The organism is Modestobacter sp. VKM Ac-2977 (assembly GCF_026968045.1).
Lineage (GTDB): Bacteria > Actinomycetota > Actinomycetes > Mycobacteriales > Geodermatophilaceae > Modestobacter.
In genome coordinates this window covers 1,302,539-1,326,430 of sequence record NZ_JAPVBQ010000001.1, presented here as the reverse complement: position 1 = coordinate 1,326,430, position 23,892 = coordinate 1,302,539, and the positions used below count along the sequence as shown (strand labels likewise).

General features: G+C 75.7%; 19 protein-coding genes. 4 read left to right on the top strand and 15 right to left on the bottom strand.

Annotated elements, in window-relative coordinates:
• Positions 1-33 precede the first annotated feature (33 nt).
• From O2V63_RS06420 to mraZ, 12 genes are all read right to left on the bottom strand, one after another.
• Positions 34-849 (bottom strand): cell division protein FtsQ/DivIB, encoded by an 816-nt coding sequence (locus O2V63_RS06420; RefSeq protein WP_269166710.1) that lies wholly within the window; start codon positions 847-849, stop codon positions 34-36.
• Complete coding sequence (gene murC, locus O2V63_RS06415; protein ID WP_269166709.1) at positions 846-2,309, bottom strand: UDP-N-acetylmuramate--L-alanine ligase; 1,464 nt, start codon at positions 2,307-2,309, stop codon at positions 846-848. Before murC ends, O2V63_RS06420 begins: the two co-directional genes overlap by 4 nt.
• A complete protein-coding gene (gene murG / locus O2V63_RS06410) occupies positions 2,306-3,484 on the bottom strand; it encodes an undecaprenyldiphospho-muramoylpentapeptide beta-N-acetylglucosaminyltransferase (protein WP_269166708.1) in 1,179 nt (392 codons plus the stop codon). The genes murC and murG overlap by 4 nt, the downstream gene beginning before the upstream one ends.
• A complete protein-coding gene (ftsW, locus tag O2V63_RS06405; protein WP_269166707.1) occupies positions 3,481-5,142 on the bottom strand; it encodes a putative lipid II flippase FtsW in 1,662 nt (553 codons plus the stop codon). The genes murG and ftsW overlap by 4 nt, the downstream gene beginning before the upstream one ends.
• A 7-nt stretch (positions 5,143-5,149) precedes the next feature.
• A complete protein-coding gene (murD, locus tag O2V63_RS06400; protein ID WP_269166706.1) occupies positions 5,150-6,580 on the bottom strand; it encodes a UDP-N-acetylmuramoyl-L-alanine--D-glutamate ligase in 1,431 nt (476 codons plus the stop codon).
• A gap of 2 nt (positions 6,581-6,582) precedes the next feature.
• On the bottom strand, positions 6,583-7,662 hold the full coding sequence (gene mraY, locus O2V63_RS06395; protein ID WP_269166705.1) for a phospho-N-acetylmuramoyl-pentapeptide-transferase: 1,080 nt from the start codon (positions 7,660-7,662) through the stop codon (positions 6,583-6,585).
• Positions 7,659-9,089, bottom strand: a complete 1,431-nt coding sequence (locus O2V63_RS06390) for a UDP-N-acetylmuramoyl-tripeptide--D-alanyl-D-alanine ligase (protein ID WP_269166704.1) — start codon at positions 9,087-9,089, stop codon at positions 7,659-7,661. Before O2V63_RS06390 ends, mraY begins: the two co-directional genes overlap by 4 nt.
• The gene (locus O2V63_RS06385; RefSeq protein ID WP_269166703.1) at positions 9,086-10,645 is read right to left on the bottom strand and encodes a UDP-N-acetylmuramoyl-L-alanyl-D-glutamate--2,6-diaminopimelate ligase; all 1,560 of its coding nucleotides are present in this window, start codon (positions 10,643-10,645) and stop codon (positions 9,086-9,088) included. Before O2V63_RS06385 ends, O2V63_RS06390 begins: the two co-directional genes overlap by 4 nt.
• Positions 10,646-10,739: 94 nt before the next feature.
• Positions 10,740-12,602 carry a peptidoglycan D,D-transpeptidase FtsI family protein gene (locus O2V63_RS06380; RefSeq protein WP_269166702.1) on the bottom strand — a complete coding sequence of 621 codons (1,863 nt, stop codon included), beginning with the start codon at positions 12,600-12,602 and terminating at the stop codon, positions 10,740-10,742.
• Positions 12,603-12,605: 3 nt separating this feature from the next.
• Positions 12,606-13,379 carry a hypothetical protein gene (locus tag O2V63_RS06375; protein ID WP_269166701.1) on the bottom strand — a complete coding sequence of 258 codons (774 nt, stop codon included), beginning with the start codon at positions 13,377-13,379 and terminating at the stop codon, positions 12,606-12,608.
• Positions 13,376-14,353 (bottom strand): 16S rRNA (cytosine(1402)-N(4))-methyltransferase RsmH, encoded by a 978-nt coding sequence (gene rsmH, locus O2V63_RS06370; protein WP_269166700.1) that lies wholly within the window; start codon positions 14,351-14,353, stop codon positions 13,376-13,378. Before rsmH ends, O2V63_RS06375 begins: the two co-directional genes overlap by 4 nt.
• Positions 14,354-14,677: 324 nt before the next feature.
• Entirely contained in the window at positions 14,678-15,112 is a 435-nt protein-coding gene (mraZ, locus tag O2V63_RS06365; protein ID WP_036340702.1) for a division/cell wall cluster transcriptional repressor MraZ, read from the bottom strand.
• A 237-nt stretch (positions 15,113-15,349) separates the two neighbouring features.
• Here mraZ and O2V63_RS06360 point away from each other — a divergent pair, with 237 nt between their 5' ends.
• The 4 genes from O2V63_RS06360 (at position 15,350) to O2V63_RS06345 (ending at position 21,168) form a co-directional block, all read left to right on the top strand.
• Complete coding sequence (locus tag O2V63_RS06360; RefSeq protein WP_269166699.1) at positions 15,350-16,399, top strand: AAA family ATPase; 1,050 nt, start codon at positions 15,350-15,352, stop codon at positions 16,397-16,399.
• Positions 16,400-16,431: 32 nt separating this feature from the next.
• Complete coding sequence (locus O2V63_RS06355) at positions 16,432-17,784, top strand: DUF58 domain-containing protein (protein ID WP_269166698.1); 1,353 nt, start codon at positions 16,432-16,434, stop codon at positions 17,782-17,784.
• Entirely contained in the window at positions 17,781-20,135 is a 2,355-nt protein-coding gene (locus O2V63_RS06350) for a transglutaminase family protein (protein WP_269166697.1), read from the top strand. The genes O2V63_RS06355 and O2V63_RS06350 overlap by 4 nt, the downstream gene beginning before the upstream one ends.
• A 76-nt stretch (positions 20,136-20,211) precedes the next feature.
• Entirely contained in the window at positions 20,212-21,168 is a 957-nt protein-coding gene (locus tag O2V63_RS06345; protein WP_269166696.1) for a ribose-phosphate diphosphokinase, read from the top strand.
• Between the two features lie 76 nt (positions 21,169-21,244).
• Here the strand turns inward: O2V63_RS06345 and O2V63_RS06340 are convergent, their stop codons facing one another.
• The 3 genes from O2V63_RS06340 to O2V63_RS06330 all read right to left on the bottom strand — a co-directional run bounded on the left by O2V63_RS06340 (position 21,245) and on the right by O2V63_RS06330 (position 23,885).
• Positions 21,245-21,682, bottom strand: coding sequence for a DUF3040 domain-containing protein (locus tag O2V63_RS06340; RefSeq protein WP_269166695.1), 438 nt, complete (start codon positions 21,680-21,682; stop codon positions 21,245-21,247).
• A gap of 140 nt (positions 21,683-21,822) precedes the next feature.
• Entirely contained in the window at positions 21,823-23,061 is a 1,239-nt protein-coding gene (locus O2V63_RS06335) for a DNA polymerase IV (protein WP_269166694.1), read from the bottom strand.
• A 104-nt stretch (positions 23,062-23,165) separates the two neighbouring features.
• Positions 23,166-23,885 (bottom strand): permease, encoded by a 720-nt coding sequence (locus tag O2V63_RS06330; protein ID WP_269166693.1) that lies wholly within the window; start codon positions 23,883-23,885, stop codon positions 23,166-23,168.
• Positions 23,886-23,892: the final 7 nt, after the last annotated feature.

Here is a 23,892-nt window from a genome sequence, read left to right as displayed (position 1 = left end):
CCGGGCGTGTCGCGCGCCCCGCGGCACCGGCCCTCAGCGCAGGACGACCGCGTCGGGGGTGCTGACGTCGAGGGTGTCGGCCGGGTCGAGGGTGCCCTCGTCGATCTGGTCCAGCAGCGCACCCAGCACCTCGGCCTTGCGGTCGGTGCGCTCGGCACTCCCCCACCGCACCGACCGACCGTCGGTCAGGGTCAGCGTGACGTCGTCGGCGGTGCGCGCGGACACCCCGGTCACCTGGCTGCGCACGGCGTCCGGCAGCGCGACGAGCGCACCCAGCGCGGCGGTGGTGGCCGCGTCGTCCGGGCCGGGCTCGCGCACGTCGAGCGGGACGACCCCGCGCGGGGCGTCGCCGGTGATCGTGTCGAACACGACGCCCCGGGCATCGACCAGGCCCCGGGTGCCGCCCTGCTCCACGACGGCGACCGGGACCCGCTCCGCCAGCGTGACCACCACCGTCCCCGGCCAGCCGCGGGTCACCTCCACCGAGTCGACCTGCGGCAACTGCGCCACCCGGGCGGTCGCCGCCTCGGTGTCCACCCGCACCAACGGGGTGCCCTCCTCGATCCCGGCGACGGAGACGACCTGGGCGTCCGACAGCGCGACGGCCCCGTCGACCCGCACGGTGCGCACCGCCAGCAACGGGCTGGCCAGCAGGACCCAGGCCGCCAGCGCCACCACGAGGGCCAGCCCGACCGCCAGCACGAGCAGCCGGCGGCGGGGCGTCCCGGTGCGGCGGGACCGGCCGCGTCGGGCGCGCAGCGAGGTGACCGGTGCGGCAGCTCCCGCCGGGGTGGCGCCGCGGCGCGGTCTGCGGGACCGGTCGCGGGTCGTCGACCCCGTACGGCTCACCGTGGTGGCTCCGGCCCGTCCTCCACCGCGTCCGACAGCTCCGGCGGCGGCGCCAGCGCCACCAGCACCTCGGGTCCGACCATCGACACGTCGCCGGCGCCCATGGTCACCACCAGGTCACCCGGGCGTGCCCGGGCGGCCATCGCACCGGCGGCCGCCGACCAGGACGGCTCGAAGGCGACCTGCTCGGCGGGCAGCGGCACCGCGTCGGCGACCAGCGCACCGGTGACCCCGGGCACCGGGTCCTCCCGGGCGCCGTAGACCTCCATGACCACGACCTCGTCGGCCAGGCCCAGCGCCTCGCCGAAGCCGGTGGCGAACTCCGCCGTCCGGCTGTAGAGATGCGGCTGGAAGAGCACCAGCAGGCGCCCCTCCCCCACCACCGCGCGGGCGGCACGGAGCTGGGCGGCCACCTCGGTGGGGTGGTGGGCGTAGTCGTCGTACACGCGGACCCCGGCGACGGTGCCCTTGAGCTCGAAGCGCCGGTGCACTCCGCCGAACCGGCCCAGTCCGTTGACCAGCCCGGCGACCGGCAGCTCCAGCTCGAGGCCGGCGAGGAGCGCGGCCGCGCTGTTGAGCGCCATGTGCACGCCGGGCAACCGGATGTGCACCGCGCCGATCTCCTGGCCGTCGAGGACGGCGGTGTACCGGGTGCCGTCCGGGCCCACCTCCAGGTCGACGAGGCGCAGGTCCGCACCGGCCGACTGGCCGTAGGTGCGCACCCGGGCGGCGGCGCCGACCGTGGCCAGCCGGGCGGCCCCGGGGTCGTCGGCACACAGCACCAGGAAGCCGTCGCCGGGCACCGTGCGGGCGAAGGTGTCGAACGCCGCCTCGACGGCGGCCAGGTCGCCGTAGTTGTCCAGGTGGTCGGCCTCGACGTTGGTGACGATGCCTCCGCGCGGCGCCAGCAGCAGGAAGGACCGGTCGCTCTCGTCGGCCTCGGCGAGGAATACGTCGCCCTGACCGGCGTGGGCGTTGGAGCCGGACTCGTTCAGCGTGCCGCCGATGGCGAAGGAGGGGTCGACGCCACAGGCCTGGACGGCGACGGTCAGCATCGAGGTCGTCGAGGTCTTCCCGTGCGTGCCCGCCACCGCGACGCTGCGCCGACCGGCCATCACCGCCGCCAGCGCCACCGCCCGCGGCAGCACGCGCAGCCCGCGGTCCCGCGCGGCCACCAGCTCGGCGTTCTCGTCGCGGATCGCGGTGGAGACGACCACGGTCGTGGCCTCACCCAGGTGCTCGGCGGCGTGCCCGACCTCGATCCGCGCACCGAGGGCGTCCAGCGCGCGCAGCGCCGGTGAGTCCCGCCGGTCACTGCCGGACACCGGCACGCCGCGAGCGAGCATGATCCGGGCGATGCCGCTCATCCCGGCGCCACCGATGCCGATGAAGTGCACCGGCCCGAGCTCGGCCAGCGACGGGATGGGGCCGCGCCAGGCGGCGACGTCAGCAGCGCTCATCGGTCGCCCACCTCCCGGCCGGCGACCTGCAGCACGAGGTCGGCCAGCCGCTCGTCGGCGTCCGGGGTGCCCGCGGCGGCCGCGCGCTCGGCGAGCGCGGACAGCGCCTGCGGGTCGGTGAGCAACGGGACCAGCTCGCTCTCGATCCAGGACGGCGACAGGTCGGCGTCGGCGACCAGCACCGCGCCACCGGCCTCGACCACGGGCAGCGCGTTGAGCCGCTGCTCGCCGTTGCCGATCGGCAGGGGCACGAACGCGGCCGGCAACCCGACCGCGGACAGCTCGGCGACGGTGACCGCACCGGCGCGGCACAGCGCCAGGTCCGCTGCGGCGTAGGCCAGGTCCATCCGCTCCAGGTAGTCGACGACGACGTAGGGAGCCGCCCCGGCCGGGCGCGCGGGCACCGACACCTCGGTGTTCTTCGGCCCCCGGGCGTGCAGAACCTGCACCCCGGCGGCGGTCAGCGCATCGGCCGCGGCGACCGCGGCCCGGTTCAGCGACGCGGCGCCCTGCGAGCCCCCGAACACCAGCAGGGTCGGGCGGTCGGGGTCCAGCCCGAACGCGGCCCGCGCCTCGGCGCGCCGGGCGGCCCGGTCCAGCCCGCTGATCGCCGTCCGCAGCGGCATCCCGACGTGCTCGGCACCGTGCAGCGGCGTGCTCGGCACGGTGACCGCCACCCGGGCGGCGAGCCGGGCGCCGATCCGGTTGGCCAGCCCCGGCAGCGCGTTCTGCTCGTGCACCACGATCGGGACGCCGGCCCGGCGGGCGGCCAGGTAGGCGGGCAGGGCCACGTACCCGCCGAAGCCGACGACCACGTCGGCATCGAGCTCGGTGAGCAGCTCCCGCGTCTCGGCGACGGCCCGCCGCAGCCGGCCCGGGACGCGCAGCAGGTCCGGCGTCGGCCTGCGCGGCAGCGGCACCGGCGGGATGAGCCGCAGGTCGTAGCCGCGGGCCGGCACCAGCCGGGTCTCCATGCCGCGGGCGGTGCCCAGGCAGGTGACCCGCGGAGCCGCCTCCGCGGCACCGGTGCGGCGGGTGAGGGCGTCGGCGAGGGCGAGCATCGGCTCGATGTGGCCGCCGGTGCCGCCACCGGCGAGGACGACACGCACCGGTGCGGCACCGGACGTGGGCACGCCCGGGACGTCGTCGCCGGCGTCGGGCTGGGGAGAGGTCACTGCGGGTGTCCTGGCCGTTCGGTTCTCGAGGGGCGGGACCGCTGGACGGGCCGGACCCGGGCAGCGGGCGGTTCCCCGGACCAGGGACGGTCGCGGAGCCCCTCGCGCAGGGCGGGACCCGCAGCAGACGCGGGCCGGCTGCGGACGGTCGGGCGGTCACCGGGGTTCTGCCGGCGGTCGACAGTCTGCCGCTCCGCGCCGCCGCGGCGCGCGTCCGGGGTGGGCGCCGGCTCCTCGGGACGACGTCCCCGGCCCGGGGCGGACGACGGCGGGTGACCGGTCACCCGGGCGACCGTCCGGCCGTTCCCGCGCCGGGGCGCCGAGGGCGGCGGGCCGGCGCGGCCGGCGGACCGGGTCTCCCGGCGCCGGCGGGAGGGCACCGGGTCGACGGCCGCCGCGGGGACCGGCGCCAGCAGCCGGGTCAGCCGACCGCGGCGCTGGCCCCGCTGGAAGGCGATCGCGGCCGGTTCGGCCCGGGCGAAGCGGACCAGCAGCCCGACGACGAGGAGGGTGAGGACCAGCGAGGTGCCGCCGGCGGAGATCAGCGGCAGCGTCACGCCGGTGACCGGCAGCAGGCCCACCACGTAGCCCATGTTGATCACGGCCTGCCCGACCAGCCACACGGTGATGGCGACGCTGGCCAGCTGGACGAAGCGGTCGGTGGACCGGCGGGCGATCCGGAAGCCGGCCCAGGCGAGGATGCCGTACAGGGTGACCACCACGAGGCAGCCCAGGAAGCCCAGCTCCTCGCCGATGATCGCGAAGATGTAGTCGGACTCCGCGTGCGGCAGGATGTTCCACTTCATCGCGCTGTTGCCCAGCCCGACGCCCCACACCCCGCCGGTGGCCAGCGCGTACAGCCCGCGGATCGCCTGGTAGCCACCGTTCTCCGGATCGGCGAAGGGGTCCAGGAACGAGGTGATCCGGGCCATCCGGTAGCTCGCGAACGTCACCATCAGGACGACGGCCACGGCGGCGAGCGCGACGGCACCGGCGATGTAGCGGCGGGACAGCCCGCCGGCCCACATGAGCCCGGCCAGCACCAGCCCCAGGCTGACCACCGCGCCCATGTCGGGCTCGAGCAGCAGGAGCGCCGACAGCACGCCGAACACCGGCAGCACCGGCACGAGCAGCGACTGGACGGTCAGGTACTTCTCCCGCAGGGCGATGACGTGCGCACCCCAGAGCGCGAAGACCAGCTTGCCCAGCTCGGAGGGCTGGAAGTTGGTGAAGCCCAGGTCGAACCAGGCCCGGGAACCGTTCAGCTTGAGCCCGATCCCCGGCACCAGGACCAGCAGCAGCAGCCCGGCGACGCCGAGCAGCCCCCAGCCGGAGAACTGGCGGATGCGGCCGACCGGCAGGTGCATCGCCACCAGCATGGCGAGCAGCCCGATGACGGCGAAGGCGATCTGCCGGACGCCGGGCAGCCAGGCCGGCTGGCCGGCCTTGGCCGCCTCGATCGAGGAGGCGGAGAAGACCATGACCAGGCCGATCGCCAGCAGCATGCCGGCCGAGCCCAGCACCAGGTGGGAGCTGGTCATCGGGCCGTCGAGCCAGGCCGGGGCGCGGAAGCGCGGGCCCTCGGCGCGGGGTGCCGCCGGGGCTTGCTCCGCGCGGCCGGCACGGCGGGACGAGCGCTGCCCGGTGGTCGCCGTCACCGGCCGGTCATCCCAGCGCGCGGACCGCGTCGGCGAAGGCCCGGCCGCGGTGCGCGTAGTCGGTGTACACGTCCATCGAGGCGGCCGCCGGGGCGAGCAGCACCGTGTCACCGGGGCGGGCCAGCCGGACGGCGGCCGCGACCACCTCACGCATCACGCTGTCCCCATCAGTCACCACGTCGCCATGGTCGCCGCTCGGGACGACCGTGCGTGGGACCGACGGGGCGTGTCGCGCCAGGGACCGGGCCAGCACCTCGCGGTCCCGGCCCAGCAGCACCACCCCGGCCAGCCGCGGGGCGACCGCGGCGACCAGCGGCTCGACGTCGGCGCCCTTGAGCAGGCCGCCGGCGATCCACACCACCCGCGGGTAGGCGGCCAGCGAGGCCCCGGCGGCGTGTGGGTTGGTGGCCTTGCTGTCGTCGACGAAGTCGACGCCGTCGACGCTGCCGACCAGCACGTTGCGGTGCGCGCCGCCGCGGAACCCGGCCAGGCCGCGCCCGACCGCGGCGGCGTCGACCCCGGCGACCCGGGCGAGCGCCGCAGCGGCCAGTGCGTTCACCGTGTTGTGCGGCCCCCGCACCTGCAGGGCCTCCAGCTCGACCAGCACCTCACCGGCCGGCTCCGCGCTGAACGCGCGGTCGACCAGCGCCCCGGCCCGGACGCCGAGCTGGCCGCGCGCCGGCTCGCCGAGGGTCACGGTGACCGGGTGCCGGTGGTGACCGACGAGCCCGGACGCCACCGGGTCACCGGCGTCGGCGACCGCGACCGGCGCCAACCGCAGCAGTCGGGCCTTGGCGTCGCGGTAGGCGCCGAACGACCCGTGCCAATCGACGTGGTCGTCGGCCACGTTCAGCACGCAGGCGCCGGCGGGGGCGATCGAGGAGGACCAGTGCAGCTGGAAGCTGGAGAGCTCCACGGCGATCGCGTCATAGGTCGGGGTGCCGTCGGCGTCGCGGGCGGTGACCACCTCGATGAGCGGCCGGCCGACGTTGCCCGCCGCGACCGCCCGCCGCCCGGCGGCCAGCAGGACCGCCTCGAGCATCGTGACCGTCGTCGTCTTGCCGTTCGTGCCGGTGACCGCGAACCAGGGGGCGGGTTCCGCGCCCGGGGCCGCGATCCGCAGCCGCCAGGCCAGCTCCGGCTCGCCGATGACCTCCACGCCGCGGGCGGCGGCGGTCCGCAGCAGCGGGGAGTCCGGGCGCCAGCCCGGGGAGGTGACGACCAGGTCGACGTCCTCCGGCGGTTCGCTGAGCGCGCCGAGCCAGCGGGCCCCCGCCGCCACCAGCTCGGCCAGCACGGCGGGCTCGGTGGCGTCGGTGAGCAGGACGTCGTCCCCGCGGGCCAGCAGCACCCGGGCGGCCGCGGCGCCGGAGACGCCGAGCCCGGCGACGAGCACGGTGCCCAGCGGGCGTTCCGCCGTCCAGTCCGTGTGCGCCATCTCTACAGCCCCGTGACGGAGAGCCAGTCGGCGTAGAACAGCCCCAGCCCGAAGGCGACGGCCATCCCGGTGACCAGCCAGAACCGGACGATCACGGTGTTCTCCGCCCAGCCGGCCAGCTCGAAGTGGTGGTGCAGCGGTGCCATCCGGAAGACCCGCCGCCGGGTGGCCCGGAAGAAGCCGACCTGGATCACGACCGACAGGGTGACCGCCACGAAGAGCCCGCCGAGCACGACGAGCAGCAGCTCGGTGCGGGTGACGATGGCCAGCCCGGCCATCAGCCCGCCGAGGGCCAGCGAACCGGTGTCGCCCATGAAGATCCGGGCCGGTGAGGTGTTCCACCACAGGAAGCCCAGGCAGGCGCCCATCGCCGCGGCGGCCACCAGGGTCACGTCGAGCGGGTCGCGGACGGTGTAGCAGCCGTCGACGACGCCTCCGGCGCAGTCGTTCCCGAACTGCCAGAACGAGATGACCACGTAGGAACCGAACACCATCGCCGAGGCGCCGGCGGCCAGCCCGTCGAGGCCGTCGGTGAGGTTGACCGCGTTGGAGAACCCGGCGATGAAGAGGTAGGCCAGCGCGATGAAGGCGACCGTCGGCAGGGTGAGCGGGGCGATGTCCCGGACGAAGGAGACCGTCGTGGTGGCCACCGCGGTGCCGTCCTGGCCGTCGGCCATCAGCGCGAGCACGGCGAAGGTGACCCCGATGACCAGCTGCCCGACGAGCTTCGCGGTCTTGTTCAGGCCGAGGCTGCGCCGGTAGCGGATCTTCAGGTAGTCGTCGAGGAACCCGACGGTGCCCAGGCCGATCAACAGGAAGAGCAGCAGCAGACCGGTGGCGGTGACGCCACGGCCCTCCTGGTTGATCACGAACAGGTGCGCCATCAGGTAGCCCACCACCGTGGCCAGCACCATCACGGTGCCGCCCATCGTGGGCGTGCCCTTCTTCGACAGGTGGCTCTCCGGGCCGTCGTCCCGGATCTCCTGCCCGAAGCCGTGCTTCCGGAAGGCCTTGATCGCCAACGGGGTCAGCAGGATGGAGACGATCAGCCCGACGGCGGCGGCGACGAGGACGGACCTCACGCGGTCACCTCCGGGCCGCCGTCGGCGATCAGGTCGGCGGCGAGCTCCTCGAGGCCGTAGCTGCGCGAGGCCTTGACCAGGACGACGTCACCCGGCCCGACCAGCTCGCCCAGCAACCGCCGGGCTGCTGCCCGGTCCGGCAGGTGCACGGACTCCTCCTGCTCTCCCCCGCGGTCGCCTGCGCGACCACGGGCGTCCAGTTCCGCACGGGCGCCGGCGTGCACACCGGCCGCGTCGGGCCCGACGGAGACGACCAGGTCGACCCCGGCGCGCACGGCGTCCCGGCCCAGTTCCTCGTGCGCGGCTCCGGCGGTGGGGCCGAGCTCGCCCATCGCGCCGAGCACCGCGATCCGGCGGCTGCCGCGCAATCGGCTGAGCGCGGCCAGCGCCGCGCGCATCGACTCGGGGTTGGCGTTGTAGGCGTCGTTGACGACGGTCACGCCGTCGGCGCGGGTGGTGACCTCCATCCGCCAGCGGCTGCGCGGCGCGGCGGCCGACAGCGCCTGCGCGACGGCGGCGGGCGTCATCCCGGCGGCCAGGGCCGCGCCGGCGGCCGACAGCGCGTTGGCGACCTGGTGCACCCCGACGACCTGCAGGGCGACCGGGTGCTGCTCCCCGCGGGCGACGAGGGTGAACCGGGCGCGGGCGGCGTCGTCGAGCTCGATCCGGGTGGCCCGTACGTCGGCGTGCTCGGCCAGCCCGGTGGTCAGCACGGTGGCCGCCGTGCGGGGGGCCATGCCGGCCACCCGCGCGTCGTCGGCGTTGAGCACGGCCGTGCCGGTGGCCGGCAGCGCGGCGACCAGTTCGCCCTTGCTGGTGGCGATCACCTCGGCGCTGCCGAACTCCCCGAGGTGGGCGGACCCGACGTTGAGCACGACGCCGATCGTCGGCCGGGCGATCCGGCACAGCCGGGCGATGTGGCCGGGGCCGCGCGAGCCCATCTCGAGCACCAGGAAGCGGGTGTCCGCGTCGGCGGAGAGCACGGTCAGCGGCAGGCCGATGTCGTTGTTGAACGAGCCCTGCGGGCTGACGGTCGGGCCGGCGGCGGCCAGCACCTGGCCCAGCAGGTCCTTCGTCGAGGTCTTGCCGGAGGACCCGGTGACGCCGATGGTCACCAGCCCGGCCTCGACCAGCCGGCCGTGCACGGCTGCGGCCAACCGGCCCAGGGCCGCCACCGGGTCGGCCACGACCACGCAGGGCAGCGCGGGATCGGCCCGGGCGGTGAGTGCACCGGCCGCGCCGGCCGCCGCGGCGGCGGGGAGGAAGTCGGCGCCGTCGACCCGCTCCCCGGGGAGGGCGACGAAGAGGTCACCGGGGGCCGCGGCACGGGAGTCGACCAGCACCGCACCGGTCACCTCGGTCGAACCGTCCCCGACGAGCTCGCCGTCGACGGCCGCGGCCACCTCGGCCAGGGTCAGCGCGATCACGCATCCACCTCGGCGTGGGCGGCCAGCAGCTCGTGCAGCACCACGCGGTCGTCGAAGGGCAGCACCTGGCCCCCCACCTCCTGACCCGTCTCGTGGCCCTTGCCGGCCACCAGCAGCGTGTCACCCGGCCCGGCGAGCCCGACGGCGGCCGCGAGGGCGGCCCGCCGGTCACCGATCTCCAGCACCTCGGCCCGCCGGTCGGCGGGGACGTCGTCGACACCGGCGCGCATCTCCGCGCGGATGGCCGCGGGGTCCTCCGAGCGGGGGTTGTCGTCGGTGATCACGAGCACGTCGCTGCCGGCCGCCGCAGCGGCGCCCATCCCCGGCCGCTTGCCCGGGTCGCGGTCACCGCCGCAACCGAGCACGGTGATCAGCCGCCCGGGGGTCGCCGGCCGGAGCGCGGCCAGCGCGGTCCGCACCGCGTCGGGGGTGTGCGCGTAGTCGACGACGGCGACGAACGGCTGCCCGGCGTCCACCGGCTCCATCCGGCCGGGGACGACGGTCTCGGCGATCCCGGTCAGCGACGTCTCCGGCGGCACCCCGACGGCGTCCAGCAGGGCGACGGCGAGCACCGCGTTGGCCACGTTGAAGCTGCCCGGCAGCCGCAGCCGCGCCGGCCAGCTCCGCCCGCCGGGACCGTGCAGGGTGAAGGCCGAGCCACCGGCGGGGACGGCGGCCACGTCGGTGGCCGACCAGTCCGCCCCACCGGCACCGAGCCCGGAGACGGTGACCGTGCCGGAGTGGACCAGCCGCCGTCCGGCGGGGTCGTCGACGTCGACCACCTCGACCGCGGCGCGGCCGTCGAACAGCAGCGCCTTGGCCTGGAAGTAGCTCTCCGGGTCGCCGTGGAAGTCCAGGTGGTCGCGGGAGAGGTTGGTGAAGCCGGCGGCGGCGAAGCGCACCCCACCGACCCGGCCCAGGACCAGCGCGTGGCTGGACACCTCCATGACCACCGCGCGCACCCCGGAGTCGACCATCGTGGCCAGCAGCGCGTGCAGGTCGGCCGCCTCCGGGGTGGTGCGGACGCTGGGCAGCTCCGTGGTGACCGGTGCACCGTCGGCGTCCCGGCCCCGGGTGCGGGTCTGCACGGTGCCGATCAGGCCGCTGGCCCAGCCGGCGGCGGCCAGGCCGGCCTCGATCAGGTAGCTCGTCGTCGTCTTGCCGTTGGTGCCGGTGATGCCGAGCACGGTCAGCTGCTCGCTGGGGAACCCGTAGACCCGGGAGGCGACCGCGCCGAGCACGGCCCGCGGGTCGTCGGCCACGCAGACCGGCAGGCCCGCGGCCCGGGCCTGCTCCTCCCCCGCCCGGTCGGTGAGCACCGCGCGGGCGCCGCGTGCGGCGGCGTCGGCGGTGTACCGGGCGCCGTGGGTGCGGGCGCCGGGGAGGGCGGCGTAGAGGTCACCGGGGCGGACGTCGCCGGACGCGTGGGTGACGCCGGTGACGGCCACGGCGGTCGCGCCGGTCACCGGGACGCCGATGAGGTCGGCGAGATCGGCGAGGGAGAGCGGGCGGTTCCCGGCTGGCCGGGGCGCCGCCCCGGGCGCGGTCGAGGTCACGACGGTCCAATCTACCGGCGCGGAGGACGACGGCCCGATCACCTGCTGACCCCGTGTCGCGCCGGTGGGTGGGCGGCTCCCTGCGCCGGCGGGTTCAGGGGACGGTGAGGGTGAAGTCCGGGCGCGGCGCACCGGAGGGGACGACGCCGCCGGAGATCAGCGCGTACCGCATGACGTCGGCGAAGACGGGGGCGGCGACCTGCCCGCCCTCGGCGTCGCTGGTGGGCCGCTCGAGGTCGACGGCCACCACGTACTGCGGGTCGTCGGCCGGGGCGTAGCCGACGAAGGTGGTGAAGTAGCCGCCGCCGGCGTAGCTGCCCGTCTCCGGGTTGGCCCGCTGGGCGGTGCCGGTCTTGCCGGCGACCCGGAAGCCGTCGATCTCGCCCAGTGGCGCGGTGCCCCCGGGGCCGACGACCGCCTCCAGCATGTAGGTCAGCTGGTCGGCGGTGGACTCGCTGACCACCCGCGCGCCCTCGGGCTGCGGCACGTCGGTGACGGTGCCGTCCGCGGCGGTCACCGAGGAGACCACCCGCGGTTCGATCCGCACCCCGTCGTTGGCGAGGGCCTGGTACGCCGACGCCATCTGCAGGGTGGTCACCGAGACGCCCTGACCGATCGGCACGTTGGCCGCGCGGCTCTCGGTCCAGTCCGCCGAGTCCTGCAGGATGCCGGCGCTCTCCCCGGGGAGCTCGATGCCGGTGGTCGACCCGAGCCCGAAGCGGCGCAGGTACTCCTCGAACGTGCTGTCGCCGACCTCCCGGGCCAGCATGATCGACCCGACGTTGCTGGACTTGGCGAGGATCCCGGTGACGGTGAAGTCGATCGGCTCGTGGTCGTGGGCGTCGGTGACCACGACGTCCCCGGCCTGGATGTGCCCGTCGACGTTCAGCACCGTGTCCTTGGTGGCCTTGCCCTCCTCGATCGCGGCGGCCAAGGTCACCGCCTTCAGCACCGAGCCCGGCTCGTAGACCTCGGAGAGGACCGGGTTGCCGAGCAGGTCCGGGTCGGTGGTGTTGTAGCTGCCCGGGTCGTAGCCGGGGCAGGAGGCCATCGCCACCACCTCGCCGGTCTGCACGTGCTGGACGACGGCCGAGGCCGTGGCGGTCGCCTCGTCGGCGCAGGCGGCGTCCAGCGTCTGCTGCACGACGAACTGGAGGTCCTGGTCCAGCGTCAGCTGGACGGTGCTGCCGTCGGTGGCCGGCTGGGTGTCGTCGATGCCCGAGGGGATCGGGTTGCCGACGCCGTCGACCTCGATCCGCTCCTCACCGTCGATCCCGGCCAGCACCTCCTCGAACGTCTGCTCGATCCCGGCGAGGCCGTTGCCCTCCTTGCCGACGAAGCCGACGAGCTGCCCGCCGACCGCGCCCGCCGGGTACAGCCGCACCGGGTCGTCCTGGAAGACCAGGCCGGCCTGCGTCGAGGCCGGGAGCTCACGGATCTGGTCGGTGACGTCGGTGCTCACCTCGTCGGCCAGGACGACGTAGCGCCCCTCCCGGGAGAGCTTCTCGACGAGCTCGTCGACCGGGACCCCGAGCAGGGTGGTCAGCGCCAGCGCCGTACGGGTGGGGTCGGAGACCAGGGTCGGGTCGGCCGTCACCCGCTTGGCGTCCACCGAGTAGGCGAGCACCTTGCCGTTCCGGTCGGTGATCTCCCCCCGGACGGCCTCGATCGGGTACGTGCGCATCCGGTCGTTCTCGGCGGCCTGTGCGTAGGCGGCCCCGTCGACCCCCTGCAGCACCACGAGCTTGCCGACGACCACGACCAGCAGGGTGATCAGGAAGGCCAGCCCCCAGCGGTTGCGCTGGTCCCGCTCCGCCAGCCCCAGCGGCTGGAGACGCCGCGTCCCGGGCTCGCGACGGGACAGCGGCGCACCGCGCCCGGCCGGGCCGGTGGGCCGGACCGGGGTCCGGCGGGCCCCGACCGGGCGGTTCGGCGGGAGTGGACCTGCAGGGGGCACGGATCAGTTCCCGGGGGTCGGCGACGCGTCGTCGGTGGGCGGGGGGTCGGTCTGTGCGGGATCGGTACTGGAGTCGGACTCCTGGTCGGTGGCCTCCGGGTCGGTGGCCTCCGGGTCGGTGGCCTCCGGGTCGGTGGTCTCCGGCTCGACGGGGGGCGTCGCCGGCGTGGCGCTGCCCAGCAGGACGGAGCTGCCGTCGGGCTGCAGCACCAGGTGCGCCGCGTCCCCCGGCGGGACCAGCCCGACCGCGGCAGCGGCGCGGGCCAGTTCGGCGGCAGTCTCGGCAGCGATCACCTGCTGTTCCAGTCGAGCCACCTCCTTGGCCTGCTCGGCCATCGCCACCCGCTGCTCGGTGGCGTGCAGGGAGTCCACGGCGATCGCGGTGTTGAGCAGGAGCAGGCCCAGCGTCGTCCCGACCAGCAGGGCGACGAGCACGACGACGAACGGCGCCCGGCGACCGCGCAGCAGCGCCCGCCGGCTGCCGCGGGGTGCGCGGGCCGGGGTCGGCCGGCTGGGCGGCACCAGCCGCAGCTGCGGACCACTCGGGACCGGTCCGCTGCGCCGGGACGGGGCGACCCGGGACACGTGCACCGGGCCGGTGGTCGCGCGGCCGTTTGTCCGGGCCGTCGTGGTCCGGGCGGTCGTGGTCCGGGCGGTGCCCGCGCGGGTCGCCCCGGTGCGGGCGGTGCTGCCGTGCGGGGTGCGCGGCGTGGGGGTGCGCGGGGTGGGGGTGCGGGGGCTGCTGTTCCGCGGGGCGGAGCGCGCCGGCTGGCTCATGCCGCCCGCCGGAGGCGTTCGGCGGCACGGACCCGCGCCGAGGCGGCCCGTGGGTTGACGGCCAGCTCGGCGTCACCGGGCGCCTCCCCGCCCCGGGTCACCAGCTTCAGCACCGGGGCGTGCTCGGGCATCGGGACCGGCATGCCGGGCGGCGTCCGGTCGGTGGCCTCTGCGGCGAGCGTCTGCTTCACGATGCGGTCCTCGAGGGAGTGGAAGCTGATCACGACCAGTCGGCCACCGATCGCGAGCGCGTCGATGGCGGCGGGCAGGGCGCGGGAGAGCACCCCGAGTTCGTCGTTGACCTCGATCCGGAGGGCCTGGAAGGTCCGCTTGGCCGGGTGTCCACCGGTGCGTCGGGTGGCCGCGGGGATCGACGAGCGCACCAGCTCGGCCAGCCGGGCGGTCCCGGTGAACGGCTCCCGGGCCCGCTCCCGCTCGATGGCGGCGGCGATCCGGCCGGCGAAGCGCTCCTCGCCGTAGACCTTGAGCACCCGGGTCAGCTCGCCCCGGGAGTAGGTGTTGACCACGTCGGCCGCGGTGCGGGGACCGGAGGGGTCCATCCGCATGTCCAGCGGCGCGTCGGTGGAGTAGCTGAACCCGCGGGTGGGGCGGTCCAGCTGCAGGGAGGAGACGCCGAGGTCGAACAGGACGCCCTGCACCTCGTCGACCCCGAGCTCGGCCAGCACGTCGGGCAGCTCGTCGAAGACGGCGGGCACCAGGGTGGCGCGCTCGGCGTGGCCGGCGGCGGTGATCCGGGCAGCGGCCTCGGCGCGGGCGTCGGGGTCCCGGTCCAGGCCGATCAGCCGGAGCCCTGGATGGGCCCCCAGCAGGGCCAGGGAGTGGCCGGCCAGCCCCAGCGTGCAGTCGACCAGGACGGCGCCCGGTGCGCTCACCGCGGGGGCGAGCAGCTCGGTGACCCGGTCGAGGAGGACGGGGACGTGCAGCGCGGGCCCGGCGGCCTCGGGGCTGCTCATCGACGAGTTCCTCTCGGGGCGCAGGGGCGGGCTGGGCGGGGGGTGGGGCCCAGTGGGGCGGGTGGTGGGCAGTGGAGCGCGGGTGGGGCGGGACGAGCGCACTGCCCCGGCCCGCTGCCCCGCCCGGCTCGCCTGGCGCCGGGGAAGCGGTACCAGGTGGAGCCGAGCTGGGGCAGCTGGGCGGGTGGGGCGGTCGGTGCGGTGGACGTCGAGCCGGGGGGAAGTCGGCTCGCGGTCCGGGTCCGGTCGAGCCGCGGGGAAGTCGGCTCGTCCAGGGGGTGGGGCGGGGTGGAGCGGTCTCGGTGGGGTGGAGTGGGGGTCGACTCAGGACAGGGTCGGCATCCCCTCGCTCTCCATGGCGGCGAAGACGGCCTCCTGCTCGGCCACGTAGGCGTCCCAGGTGCCGGAGTCCCAGATCTCGAAGCGGGTGTCCACCCCGACGACGACGACGTCGCGGTCCAGGCCGGCGTACTCCCGCAGGGTGGCGGGGATGGTGATCCGGCCGGTCTTGTCCGCCTCGACCTCGACCATCGAGCCGAAGCTCATCCGGGCGTGCATGCGGCCCGCGTTGGTGTCGGCCGGCGCCATGGACTTCAGCGCGGCGCTCTGCTCGGCGACCCGGGCCATGGTCAGGCCGTAGACGCAGCGCTCCTGGCCCTTCTTGATCACCATGCCGTCGGCCACCAGCTCGCGGTACCGGACCGGGAGGGCGAGCCGGCCCTTCTCGTCCAGACGCAGGGGGTAGCTGCCGACGAACACCGGATCACCCCCTGCATCAGTCCTCCTGTGGTCGTGCCGGGCACCGTCCGTGGCCCCAGCCTCCCCATTGCGCGACACAGTAACCCACTGGCCCCCACTGGACACCACTCCACGCCGTGTCGCCCCCTCTCCTCCACGGCGCCCCACCGGCCACCTCCGGGCCGCGGGACGGCAGCGGAACGGCATCAGGACGGCATCGCCCGTGCACGCCGCTGATCAGCACGTACCGTGAGCGGGGTGACCGAGGGCACGGCAGAGCTGCGGTCGGACCGGGGGACGACGGAGCTGCGCTCCGCACCCCGGCACGACACCGGCCAGGACGCCGCAGCGACGCAGCCGGAGACCGACGTCGACGTGGCGGCCGAGGGGACGCAGCTCGCCGAGGCGATCGGCCGCGTGGTGGAGGGCAAGCCCGACGTCGTCCGGCTGGCGCTGGTCGTGCTGCTGGCCGAGGGCCACCTGCTGATCGAGGACGTCCCCGGGGTCGGGAAGACCACCCTGGCCAAGGCGCTGGCCCGCACCATCGACGGCACGGTGCGCCGGATCCAGTTCACCCCCGACCTGCTGCCCAGCGACGTCACCGGCGTGGCCGTCTACGACCAGGAGTCCCGGGCGTTCGAGTTCAAGCCCGGCGCCGTCTTCGCCAACGTGGTCGTGGCCGACGAGATCAACCGGGCCTCGCCGAAGACCCAGTCGGCCCTGCTGGAGTGCATGGAGGAGCGGCAGGTCACCGTCGACGGCGTCACCTACGAGCTGGCCCGGCCGTTCATGGTGGTCGCGACGCAGAACCCGCTGGAGATGGAGGGCACCTATCCCCTCCCGGAGGCACAGCGCGACCGGTTCACCGCCCGGGTCTCGATGGGCTACCCGGACCGCGACGCCGAGCTGGCGATGCTCGGCGAACGGGCCACCGTCGACCCGCTCACCGCGCTCACCCCGGTCGTCGACGCCGCGCACGTGCGGACCCTGGTGGCCGCGGTGGGCCGGCTGCACGTCGCCGAGCCGCTGCGCCAGTACGTCGTCTCGCTGGTCGAGGCCACCCGCCGCTCCCCCGACCTGCGACTGGGCGCCTCCCCCCGGGCGGGGCTGCAACTGCTGCGCGCCGCCCGCGCCACCGCAGCGCTGGCCGGCCGCGACCACGTGCTCCCCGACGACGTGCAGGCCATGGCGGTGCCGGTGCTGGCGCACCGGCTGCTGCTGACCCCGGACGCGGCGCTGGCGCGCCGGGACGCCCAGCGGGTGGTCACCGACCTGCTCGCCACCGTGCCCGTCCACGGCGGCCGCTGAGCCGGCCCACCCCAGAGACGGACACCCCGCCCATGGCCCGCACCCGGATCGCCGACGCCGCGTCCTCCCTCACCCTGCGCGGCCGCTGCCTGGTCGCCGCCGGGCTGACCCTGGCCGCGCTGGGCGCCCTGCTCGGCGAGCGGGCACTGGTGCAGCTGGCCGTGTTCGTGCTCGCCCTGCCGGTGGTGTCCGCCGTCGGGGTCGCCCGCCAGCGCTTCCGGGTCGCCACCCGGCGCACCGTCACCCCGGCCCGGTTGCCGCGCGGCGGGTCCGCCGACGTGCTGCTGGAGGTGGCCAACACCGACCGGCGCCCGGGCGGCCTGTGGTTGCTCACCGAGCACCTGCCGGTCGACCTGGGCCCCCGGCCGCGCTTCGTCGTGGAGCGGTTGTCCAGCGGCAGCACCGCCCCGCTCCGGTACCGGCTGCACGGTTCCCGGCGCGGCCGGTACACCCTCGGGCCGCTGAGCCTGCGGCTGGTCGACCCCTTCGGCCTGGTGCTGCGCACCGCGACGGGCACCGACACCGCCGCCCTGCTGGTGCTCCCCCGGGTCGTGCCGCTGTCCGGTGGCGGGGCGCTGACCGGTGCCGGTGGCGACGGCGGCGAGGGCGCCCGCCGTTCGATCGCCGTCCACGGCGAGGACGACGTCAGCACCCGGGAGTACCGCCACGGCGACGACCTGCGCCTGGTCCACTGGCGCGCCACCGCCCGCACCGGCGAGCTGATGGTCCGGCTGGAGGAGCGCCCGTGGCGAGCCGCGGCGACCGTGTTCGTCGACACCCGGTCGACCGTCCACCTGCTGGGAGGCAGCGTCGACGGCGCAGCCGGTGACCCGGCCCCGCCGCAGGACACCCTGGAGTGGGTGGTGGAGGCCACGGCCAGCATCGGCACCCACCTGCTGCGCCGAGGCGCCGCCCTGCGCGTGGTGACCGACGGCGGGGAGCTCACCCCGGCGCTGGGCCGGGGACAGCTGGGCCCGGACGAGCTGCTCGAGCGACTCGCCGGACTGGGCGGTGCGCCCCAGCCCGGGCTGCAGCTGGGGGTGGAGGCGCTGCGCCGGTCGGGGGCCGACGGTCCGGCCATCTGCCTGCTGGGCCTCGTCGACCCCGAGGACGTCGCGGCGCTGGTCCGCGCCCGGTCGGGCCCGGGCCGGGACGTCGCGGTGCTGGTGGACGCGGCGGGCTGGCTGGACGGCGGGGCCACCCGGGGCCGGCGTGCGCTCGGTCCCGCCGCCCGGGCGGAGCTGTGCACCCGGCAGCAGCAGGCCGGCGACCTGTTCCGCGCGGCCGGCTGGCAGGTGGCCACGATCGGGCCGGACCAGAGCGTGGCGCAGCTGTGGAGCCAGGTGGGCAGCCGGGCCGGCGTCGCAGGGCCGGTGCCGGCGTGAGCGGTCAGGTCGACGAGCTGCCCCGGGCCACCCGCGGCGGGCCGGGCACCGGGATCGCGGTCGCGGTCGCCGTCGGACTGGGAGCGCTGGCGCTGGACCCGGTCTTCGCCGCCCGCACGTGGCTGCTGCCGGTGACGATGGTGGTGGCCGCCGTGGGCCTGGGCGGGGTGGCGCTGCGGGCGCTGCTGGACCGGCTGGTCGACCCCGCCGAGGGCGACTCCCCGTGGTGGTCGGGCCCGGCCCGGCTGGGGGTGCCGCTGGGCCAGGTGGCCCTGGTGCTCGTCGTCCTGACGATCGTCTTCACGCCCGAGCACGCCTGGGCGGGCGTGCTGCCGACCCTGGGCAGCCTGGCCGACCTGGCCGGGTTGCTCGCCGACGGCACCGCGGAGATCCGGGAGCAGGCCACACCGGCGTTGCCGCTGACCGGGCTGGTGGCGCTGACCACCGTCTTCGTCGCCCTGATCGCGCTGGCCGTCGACCTGCTCGCCGTCCCCGCCCGCCAGCCGGCCCTGGGCGGGCTCGGTCTGCTGGTCCTCTACTGCGTCCCGGTGAGCACCGTGATCGGGGAGGTCGCGCTGATCTCCTTCGCCGCCCCGGCGGCCGGGTTCGCGGTCCTGCTGTGGGCCGACCAGCGGGCGCGGCTGGTCGGGGACGCCCGGGGTGGCAGTGGGTCGCCGATGGGCACCGGCACCCTGCCGGCCCTGCGCACCGGCGTGGTCGCCCTGGTCGCCGGCCTGCTGGTGCCGGCGTTCGTGCCCATGCTGGCCGAGGGCTCGCTCGCCGCTGGGCTGGGCGGGGCGGGCACCGGCAACGGGGTGGGCACGTCGCTGGACCCGGTGGCGGAGATGACCGGCCAGCTGACCCTGCCCGAGCCGATCGACCTGCTGCAGGTCGACGCGTCGGTGGCCGACCCGGGGTACCTGCGCTCGGTGTCGCTGGACGAGTACAGCGGCGACGTCGGCTGGCGGATGAGCAACCTCGACGGCCAGGAGTCGATCGCGACCGACCGCCCCCTGGCGCCGCTCCCCGACCCGCGGTCCAGCCGGGCGGTGACGGCTCGGGTCACCGTGCTGCAGCACGACGACCGCTTCCTCCCGCTCCTGGACTCGCCGCTGTCGGTGCAGGTGCTGGGCTCCGAGGACGAGGACTGGCGCTTCGACCCCGCCGCCCGGACCGTCTTCGGCCGGGACGTGACCACCGGGGGGCTCACCTACCGGTTCACCGCCCAGCAGCCGCAGCCGAGCACGGCGGAGCTGGCCGCCGCACCGCTGGTCCCGGGCGACCCCCTGGTGGAGCGCTACACGGCGCTCCCGGAGCTCGACCCCGCCGTCACCGCCCTGGCCGACCAGCTCACCGACCCGGCGCAGTCGCCCTACGAGCGGGTCCGGGCCGTGCTCGGCCTCTTCACCGACCCGGCCAACGGCTTCGCCTACAGCCTGTCCACCAGCCAGGGCACCACCGGCGACGACCTCGCCGACTTCCTCCGGCTCAAGCGGGGCTACTGCGAGCAGTACGCCGGCGCCATGGCCGTGCTGGTCCGGGCAGCGGGCGTGCCGGCCCGGGTGGTGCTTGGCTACACGCCCGGCCAGGTCGGCGAGGACGGCGACCGGCTGGTCACCACCGACGACGCGCACGCCTGGGTCGAGGCCTGGTTCGCCGGCATCGGCTGGATCCCCTTCGACCCGACCCCGATCGCCGCCGACCGCGCCGTGGAGCTCCCCTGGGCGCCCCGCACGGACGCGGTCGACGACGACACCCCGGACCTGGCCACGCCGGAGGCCGGCGCCCCGCTGCCGGCAGCGCCGAGCGCCGAGCTCGACCGCGACGACCAGTACGTGCCCCCGCTGGCGCCCCAGGCCGCACCGCAGCAGCAGCTCACGCCGTGGCTGCTCGGGGCAGCAGGCACCCTGGCCGTCCTCGCCCTGGCCGCGGTGCCGTTCGCCGTCCGCCGCAGTCAGCGCGCCGCCCGGCTGGCCGACGGACGGCCGGGCGCCCTGTGGGACGAGCTGCTGGCGACCACCGCCGACCTGGGCGTCGAGCTGCCCGGCACGTCGACGGCACGCCAGCTGGCCCTCGAGCTGGCCCAGCGGCTCGCCGCCACCGACCCCGCCGCGGTCCCGGCGGTGCGGACCCTGGCGCTGGCCCAGGAGCGTTCGGTGTACGGCCCACCGGCGGCCCGGCCCGGACCGGACCCGACGCTGTCCGAGGCGCTGACGACGGTGCGGCGGGCGTTGCTCCGGTCCTCCTCCCGCGGTCAGCGGGTCCGGGCGGCGGTGTGGCCGACCTCCACGCTCACGACGGCCGCGCGGTGGGCGGCCGCCCGGGCCCCCCGCCGAGCCCGCCCGGCCTGACCGCCGAGCCGGAGCTGGTTACGGTGGCCGGAGTCGGTGGCGTCGTCACCGACTCCCCCCAGCTGCGGAGTGCCCCTTGCGTGAGATCGCCGTCTTCGCCGGCAGTGCCCACCCCGAACTCGCCGCGGAGATGTGCGCCCAGCTGGGTGTGCCGCTGCAGCCGGTCCGGAAGACCCGGTTCGCCAACGACTGCCTCGAGGTGCAGCTGCAGGCCAACTGTCGCGAACGCGACGTCTTCCTGGTGCAGCCGCTGGTCACCCCGGTGCAGGAGAACCTGGTCGAGCTGCTGCTGATGATCGACGCGGCCCGCGGCGCGTCGGCGGCCCGGATCACCGTGGTGATGCCGCACTACGCCTACGCGCGGTCGGACAAGAAGGACGCGCCCCGGATCTCCATCGGCGGCCGGCTGATCGCCGACCTCATGGTGGCCGCCGGGGCCAGCCGGGTGCTGGCCATGACGCTGCACTCCCCGCAGGTGCACGGCTTCTTCAGCGTGCCGGTCGACCACCTGCACGCCCTGCGGGAGCTGGCCGACCACTTCCGGGCCCTGGACCTCTCCCGCACCACCGTCGTCTCCCCCGACCTGGGCAACGCCAAGGAGGCCGCGGCCTTCGCCCGCCGGCTCGGGGTGCCGGTCGCGGCGGGCGCCAAGCAGCGGTACGCCGACGACCGGGTCAGCATCAGCGCCGTCATCGGGGACGTCGCCGATCGCGACGTCATCGTGCTGGACGACGAGATCGCCAAGGGCAGCACCGTGCTGGAGCTCATCGACCGGCTGCGGGACGCCGGCGCCCGCACGATCCGGGTGGCCTGCACGCACGGCCTGTTCACCGCCGGTGCACTGGAGCGGATCGGCGCCCAGTCCGACGTCGTGGAGATCGTCTGCACCAACACCGTGCCCGTGCCGGCCGGGGCCTCGGAGAAGCTGACCGTGCTGTCGGTGGCCCCCGCGCTCGCCCAGGCCGTGCAGCGGATCCACGACGGGGAGTCGGTCAGCGCGCTGTTCGACACGGCGGCGACCACCGAGGCCTGAGCCGCCCGGAGAGGCCAGCAGCCGCCGTCCCCGGACGGGACGGCGGCTGCTGGCTCGGCGGGTGGGCCGGCGCGCGCTACTGGTCGTAGCGGCGGCGGAAGCGCTCCTCGAGGCGGCCCTTCAGCGGCTGGCGGCGCGGCTTCGCGCTGCTGCTGCCACCGCGGCCACCGGCCGCCGGACGCCCGGCCGGGCCCGGGGCGGAGCCGGCCGGCACCTCACCGGTCGCGGCCTTGTAGTTCAGGACACCGAGGACAGCCCCTCCGAAGGCCACCAGGAAGCCCAGCACGCCGACGATGACGTTCGGCAGGGCCACCCCGCCGACCACCACGGCCAGGCCGACGACCACCAGGACGGCGCCCAGTTGGAGCTTGCGGCGGGCCTTCTGTCGCCGGTCGCCGGTACGGACGGTCGAGGCGAACTTCGGATCGTCATCGACGAGGGCGCGCTCGATCTGCTCCAGCAGACGCTGCTCGTGCTCGGAGAGCGGCACGTCGACCTCCAGGTACAAGTGCAAGAAACCACCGGCGGCAGTCCGCCCGCGGTGACACCGAGGATACGAGCCGTTTGCGGCCTGCGAAAGGCGAGTCGCCGTCGACACTCCCGGCGATGCCCCGGTCGGCACCCCGCAGCCTCCCCGTCGGGCAGACGGCCAGCTCAGCGGGGCGTTCCCGGAGACGGGTCGCGCGCAACCGGACCGGCGCCCGGGACCTGCCGACGGCCGAGCAGGGTGGCCGGCCGGACGGCACCGGCCCCGAAGCGCCGGGCGGCCCGGTCGGCGGCCAGCTCGGCGTCCCGCCGGCCGTGCTCGCGAGCCCCCAGCTCGAGCTGGCGGGCGGTCGCCTCGGCCTCCACCAGCCCCTCGGCCCGCACCCCGACCAGCCGGATGCGGGCCCGGTCCAGCCCCAGGGCGTCGAAGAGCGTGCGGGCGGTGTCGTACAGCTCCTGGCCCACATCGGTGGGGACCTTCAGCGTGCGGGAGCGGGTGATCGTGGTGAAGTCGGCGAAGCGGATCTTCACGGTCACCGTGCGGGCCAGGTGACCGGTCGAGCGCAGGCGTCCCGCCGTCCGCTCGGACAGGTGCAGCAGCTCCCGGTGGATCACCTGCGGGTCGTCGACGTCGGTGCCGAAGGTCTCCTCGGCGCCGGTGGACCGGTCGGGCTCGTCGGGGACCACCCGCCGGGGGTCCCGGCCCCAGGCGAGCTCGTGCAGGTGGCTGCCGGCCGCCTGGCCCACCGCCCGCTGCAGGGTGCGTGCCGGCACGTGCGCCAGGTCGCCGACGGTCCGCAGGCCCAGCCGCAGCAGCACCTCCTCGGTCTTGGGACCCACGCCCCAGAGGGCGCCCACCGGCAGCGGGTGCAGGAAGTCCATGACCTCGGCCGGTGGCACCACCAGCAGCCCGTCGGGCTTGGCCCGGGTGGAGGCCAGCTTGGCCACGAACTTGCTGCCGGCCACCCCGACCGAGCAGGTGATCCCCTGCTCGTCGAAGACCCGGGCGCGGATGTACTCCCCGATCGCCACCGGGTCGCCCAGCCGGCGACCGCTGCCGGAGACGTCGAGGAAGGCCTCGTCCAGGCTCAGCGGCTCGACCAGCGGGGTGAGGGAGCGGAACAGCGCCATCACCGACCGGGACACCTCGGCGTAGAGGTCGAGGTCGCCGGGGAGCACAGTGGCCGTCGGGCACAGGCGCAGCGCCCGGGAGGTCGGCATGGCGCTGTGCACCCCGTACCGGCGGGCCTCGTAGGTGGCCGAGGTGACGACCCCGCGGTTGCCCACCCCGCCGACGATGACCGGCGTGCCGGCCAGCTCGGGGTGCCGGCGCACCTCGACGCTGGCGAAGAAGGCGTCCATGTCGACGTGCAGCACCGTGCAGCCGGCAGCCCGGTCCCTGGTCACCGCACCCCCTGCGTCCCCGCGGATCGAACAGGTGTTCGACCCACGGGGACGATAGCGGGTCAGGCACCGGGACCGTGGTGGGTCCCGGTGCCTGTCGCGACAGATCAGCGGGTGGTGGTCACCCGGTTGTCCTCGGTGTCCTTCTTGGCCGGCCACATCTTGGCCCCGAGGACACCACCGAGCGCCGACAGGATGATGGCCACGCCCATCACCAGGACGGCCCAGCTGGCGACCGACTGGGCGTTGTCCACGACCGGGGCGAGCTGTGCTGCGGGGGCGTTGCTGTTCTGCTGCAGCACACCGAGCTGTCCGATGGCGTCACCGACGGAGCCCAGGACCGCACCGCCGCCGAGCAGGCTGAGGACGAGGAACGTCGCCATGCCCAGCGCCCACACCAGGATGCCGTGCAGGATGCCGTCGCTCACCCCCCGCCAGATCGCCGAGGCCGCCGCGGTCAGCCCACCGAGGAAGAAGGCGCCCCACAGGATCGCCGTGCTGATCCAGTCGGCGTTGGAGCCGCCGGCACCCTCGATGTCCCACCAGCCGAGGGCGAAGGTGATCAGGTTGAACAGGACGAAGGAGGAGACGGCCACGAGCAGGCCCGCCCACACCGGCCCCCAGCGGACCCGGTCACGCCGCGGTGGGGCCACCGACACGTGCGTCGGCTCCTCGCGCCGGTCCACCTCGCGGACCACCGGTTCGCGGACCACCGGCTCGGCGTGCACCTCGCGGGTCGCGCCGACGGTCGTCTCCCGCGTCGCGTCGCTGCCCGGGGTGGTGGCCCCGGAGGTGGTGGCATCCGTACGTGCACGACTCTCTGTCATGACCTCT

Excerpts from the sequence above, each read along its gene's own strand:
- murD (WP_269166706.1), bottom strand. The coding sequence starts at position 6,580 with ATGGCGCACACGGACTGGACGGCGGAACGCCCGCTGGGCACCGTGCTC.
- O2V63_RS06375 (WP_269166701.1), bottom strand. The coding sequence starts at position 13,379 with ATGAGCCAGCCGGCGCGCTCCGCCCCGCGGAACAGCAGCCCCCGCACC.
- O2V63_RS06355 (WP_269166698.1), top strand. The coding sequence starts at position 16,432 with ATGGCCCGCACCCGGATCGCCGACGCCGCGTCCTCCCTCACCCTGCGC.
- rsmH (WP_269166700.1), bottom strand. The coding sequence starts at position 14,353 with ATGAGCAGCCCCGAGGCCGCCGGGCCCGCGCTGCACGTCCCCGTCCTC.
- O2V63_RS06330 (WP_269166693.1), bottom strand. The coding sequence starts at position 23,885 with ATGACAGAGAGTCGTGCACGTACGGATGCCACCACCTCCGGGGCCACC.
- murC (WP_269166709.1), bottom strand. The coding sequence starts at position 2,309 with ATGAGCGCTGCTGACGTCGCCGCCTGGCGCGGCCCCATCCCGTCGCTG.